Raw genomic sequence first — 5070 nt, forward strand, 5'->3', positions numbered from 1 at the left:
AGGTTCCAATAAGAACTAAAAGAATTAAGTATTTGATATGATTCATAATTATTGCCAACGTTGTTGTATATGGTTTGTTGCGTGTTTCAGGCAACTAATTTAGTAAATAATTACCGACCAAGAAAGTCCGCGAGGACTTTCGTAAGTAAGCCTAAAAAAGCAATAAATTATATACGGTGTTGTGCAACGTTTTACTCCGTTCTGTTGTCTATTACAACTCTAAATTCCGTTTCATTTTTTAATATTTTTCCGTTCTGTTCAATTTGGAAAAGATAGTTTTCTTGCTTATCTGTTCCGTTCATTTCTTTATTCCGAAATTCAAGTGTGTTAGTTTTAATAACATTATCTATTTCGATTTTGTCCAACGTTATTTTTTGTCCGCTAATTTTATAAGTTCCGTAAGTGTAATCGCTTAATCCAATTGCTGAATTGTCAAAAATATAAGTTCCGTCTGTTTTGAAGTCAATACTTGTTCCATTAAAATCTCCGTCATAAAAAACGCGAACTAATGTCGGCTTATTCAAATTAGATTCATTTTTCCAATTTATTCCGAAAATTATTATTATTAAAATAAAACCGATAAATGGTCCAATCAGATATTTAGACTGTCTTTTCGTTTTGTACTTCTTAAAATCTCTGAAAACTGTCCAAAGCCAATAAACAAATCCAATTATTGCTATTCCTAAAAATATTAAGTAGTCAAATACAAAGCTTGAAAATCGAAATTGATAAATTTTGTAGGTTAGAAATATTCCAATCCCTAAAATAATTATTAATCGAAATATGTGTTTTTTATCAGTCAATCGGTTTTTTTTCAAATGTTGCACAACGGTCTTGTGTATGGAAAGTTGCGTTTTATCAGCGCCGATTTTCCGAAGGAAAATCAGAAGTTGGTAAAAAAGCAACCACCTTTATTTAAGCACTAATCTAGCAATTTTTTATACACGTTGTTATAAAATGTAGCTAAACATTTGAGTAAGCACGAATTGCTTTGCCGTAAAGTTGCGCTATAAAAGGAGAAAAGCTAAACGTGTTTTGCTTTTACAGCTTAATAGCGAAAAGTGTTTTTTTTCAAAACTCTTTGTAGCATTTTCGATTGAGTAGGCATTTCCTGGCGAGCTAAAACTTCCTTAATCTCAAAAACTGCGTAAGAGTAATTTCTCCTTTACGTTAAAATTCCGCAAGTAGCTAAAATTCAGAATAGGAGTGAACTGAATTTTGTAAACAACTTATTCTTTTTCTATTAATCTGAAAAGTTTGTTGGATTAGTTTTTTCGCAAACAATTCCGTTTGAGAATTGAGTAAGCAGAACTCGCGATTATTTTATTAAGATCTGAGTGAGAAAATAAAAATGCGGATTAAAAACTTTAAATATTCAATGTTTTCGAAAAGGTAAGTTTCTTTATTACGATTTTTTTTAGCTATATTTTATAACGTTAAATATATGGCAAGTAGGGCGGAAAATAAAAAATAATCTTCGGTAAAGCCACAAGCCAAATCTTTTTATTTTGTTTTAATTTTTCTATTTAATACCAAATCAAAATATTTGGCGACTTAGTAAATAGACAATGACTTTTCGGTTAAACGCTAAATGGCCTATTTGTTATATATAGTGTTACCCAACGTTTTTTCGAGCATTGATTGAAATATTTGGTTTAATTATATAATCTGTTTGTAATTTTTAATAATAAATTCTATAAAGTTATTTAATTCCTTTAAGCTTGTTGCTGTTTGGTTAAATAAAACTACAATAGCTACTTTTTCATCAGGTACAATTACTGTTCTTCCAAAATATATACCTCCACTTCCGTCGTGAGTACTAATTTTAAATGAACCTAATTTTCTAGTTATCCAACCGAAGTTATATTTTTTAAATGTATTATGTAATTCTTTATAATTCTCGCTCTTTAAAAAATTATCTTTACCTAATAAGCCATTCAAGTGTAATTGAATATACAATGAATAGTCTAAAATTGACATAGATAATCCCCAACAAGGTAATTGAAAATCAGAGAAAAAATTATCTTCTCTTAGGTTGAATCTATTTTTTTCTTTAGCGAATATATTATGACCCCAAGTATCATTTGTATCATATACATCGTTTGTATTTGGATATCCAACCAAATAATCAAGTGATAGAGAATCTAAAGTATTCTTAACTAAAACTTCAAAATCTACTCCTGCTCTTTTTTCAAGCATTAAAGCTCCCATTATATAACCTACATTAGAATAGTTGTTTTTAGATTTTCTAGATTTTGTAAGTGTTAATTTTGCTAGTTCAAGCCTTTTTTTTGTTTTTGTTGATACACTATCTATTATGGTTTTATCATAGATATAGAAATCATTAATTCTAGCTTTGTGAGAAAGTAATTCGCTTAAAGTAATTTGCTCATATTTTTTTGCGTTTTTAATTTTTAATAATTCCGGAAACACATCAAAAAATTTAGTGTCAAAACTAATTAAACCTTCTTCTTCCATTTTTTTTGCTATTAAAGAAGTAAGCGATTTGGTTAGGGAAGCAAGAAAAAATTTACTTTGTAATATTATTTTTTGATTGCGATTTTGTTTCAAAACTCCAGAGATACCGTAATATATAGAATCAGGTTGAACAATGGAGACAGACATTCCTACAATATTATTCTTTGAAATATAGTCACTACTTATTGAATCCAACCATTGATTATTCTGTTGAGAAAAACAATTACTAAAAATGAATATAAATATCCCAAACAATTTAATTGACTTATACATATTTTGGATTTTCATTTTTTAATTTCGAGTTTTTTCAAATGTTGGGTAACGGTTTGTATATGAAACGTAGCGTATATAAATACGACAAATTTCGGTTTTAGCACTGAGCCAAATTTTTACATTTTGTTTTTATCTTTTCTAATTTAAAAGCCAAATTAAAAATTTGGCGGAACTTTGTAAATAAGCACAGACCTTTGAGTTTAGCACTTAATAGCTATGTTTTATATACTTTGTTAGCTACAGTTATTTTAGAAAATATTGAAGTCCTGAATATATACTACAACAAAATGGAATAGCAAATGTGACTAAAGAAGTTAATAATAAGAATTGAATTATAAATCGTATTACAATCTTTGAATCAGAAAATCTAGCAAATATTTCCCAAAAAATTTCTCTAACTGCTATTTCAGTTAAATTTTTATCTTCTTTACCATCTGTTAAAATAGGCATTGAAAACTTATAATTTTCTTCTTTATATTCAAACATCAAGTAAGTCTGTTCTTTAGTTACAAGGACTTTTTTATTTTCGAAATCTTCAGAATTATCTATTTTTGAGATATAATTTTTTTCAACCATTCTCTTTGTAAATTTATCTAAATCTACAGATTTACTTTGTGTTAATTTTTGTGATTCCCAAACAATCCACCTTGGTGAGTGTTCAAATCCTTTGTAATCTTTTAATGAAAAGTATCTTTTTACAAATGTTGGTGAAAAAATTATATATAAAATATAGGCTATGACAAAAGATAAAGATGAAACCCAAAGTATTTCCCATTTGAACGGTAGTAGAAGGGTTATTGTATAACTTTCTTCAGGATTTAATTGCAATTTAATTTTTTCAGGGAGTTCTTCAGTTAATTTTGCAAAAATAGGGACTAATGCAAACCAAGTAACAAAGTACTTGAATATTGTAATATTAAAGAAGTCTCTAAACCACTGCCAGTTTAATATTTTATCCGCCATTATGTTATATATTTTCTTTAACAAATTTAAAAATTTTATTTCCATCTAAATCTATCTTATTTGCATATTCTACATTATAATATTTAGAAGGATTGAAAGAGGAGTTTAAATCATTCCATCTTGTTTTAATATAATCGAACATTGTATTCGGGTTTTCTTGTTTTTGAATCCTACTTTTTGAATTCATATATTTATCAATAGAACCATTTGAATTCCATTCGTCTTTAATACTATCTAAACTGATTTCACTTTCACTGTTTAAATATGATTTGCGAATAGCATAAGATATTTGTGGCTTATACCAATTTTCAAAACCTTCAAAGATGTCTACACCACTACAACAACAACTATAAGTTGAAAGGTATTGAAATTCATTATCTGCAAGACCTAAACTAATATTTGTACCTTCTAATGCATCTCTTAACTTATTAATGTTTTTTAGTTTTTCTTCAATTGGTAGAATGTATTCTCTGCCATTTATTATAGCTCCTTTTTCTTTATATATTTTATAAATACTTTTCCCAGTTATACTCTTAAATTTCTCTTCAATATCAGAGTTTTTTTCTATAGGTAATTTTAAGTGTTCAAATCCTATGTGCTTAATCCCTGTTCTTATTATTTGTTTAACAAAATAATTGATATCATCACTAACTTCTAATATGTAGGGTTGCCATCTTAAAGTAACATTTATTTGATTTTGTTGCAAAAGGCTAACACAATCAAGAAGTTTTTTAGGATTAGGAGAATTAGGTTCTAAAATTTTAGAGTTAGTAGAGTCTAGCGTAGAAATTGAAATTTGGATTACTAGACTTTTATAATTTTTAAATAATTCTAAATATTTATCAGTTCCAATTAAATCAGACTTAGTGCTAATAACTACAGGATAGTCAATAGTTTTTAAATATTCAAGAACTTTGTAAGAAGAACCGTAAGTCTTTTCTATAGATTGGAATGGGTCACTCATTCCTCCAAAATGTACAGGTTTTCTGTTTTTTATAAACTCTGAAATAATTCCAGAATTTTCATTTTTTATTCCATTTTTAAAACGTGTAATTATTGATTCAGGATTTGCTGTTTTGATTTTCTTAGATTCAATATTTCCGCCTCTAATTCTAGCGAAACAATATCTACAACCAATAGCGCATCCAGCATAAGTGTCTAATCGAAATGGTAATCCACAGAAACTAAATTGACTAGTAATACTTAGTGGGTTTTTGTATGTATATTCCAAAGAGTGATTTTATTTTTTAATTGTAGCTAACGTCTCGGCTCGTATGTTTGGTTCTTAGTTTGAAGATACTATAATTATATAAATAAAAGAGATTATAAAGGAGAGAGATTTAGAGGTTGGGCTAG

4 protein-coding genes are annotated in these 5070 nt (G+C 27.7%); all 4 read right to left on the reverse strand.

Annotated features, from left to right (window positions below; translation table 11 throughout):
• Positions 1-191: 191 nt before the first annotated feature.
• A complete protein-coding gene (locus tag M4I21_RS18235; protein ID WP_249560661.1) occupies positions 192-803 on the reverse strand; it encodes a hypothetical protein in 612 nt (203 codons plus the stop codon).
• 856 nt (positions 804-1659) lie between these two features.
• The gene (locus M4I21_RS18240) at positions 1660-2766 is read right to left on the reverse strand and encodes a serine hydrolase domain-containing protein (protein WP_249560662.1); all 1107 of its coding nucleotides are present in this window, start codon (positions 2764-2766) and stop codon (positions 1660-1662) included.
• Between the two features lie 228 nt (positions 2767-2994).
• Positions 2995-3714, reverse strand: coding sequence for a hypothetical protein (locus M4I21_RS18245; RefSeq protein ID WP_249560663.1), 720 nt, complete (start codon positions 3712-3714; stop codon positions 2995-2997).
• 4 nt (positions 3715-3718) lie between these two features.
• On the reverse strand, positions 3719-4945 hold the full coding sequence (locus tag M4I21_RS18250; protein ID WP_249560664.1) for a radical SAM family protein: 1227 nt from the start codon (positions 4943-4945) through the stop codon (positions 3719-3721).
• Between the last annotated feature and the right edge of the window lie 125 nt (positions 4946-5070).

The sequence above is a fragment of the Cellulophaga sp. 20_2_10 genome, from assembly GCF_023476645.1.
Classification (GTDB): Bacteria; Bacteroidota; Bacteroidia; order Flavobacteriales; family Flavobacteriaceae; genus Cellulophaga.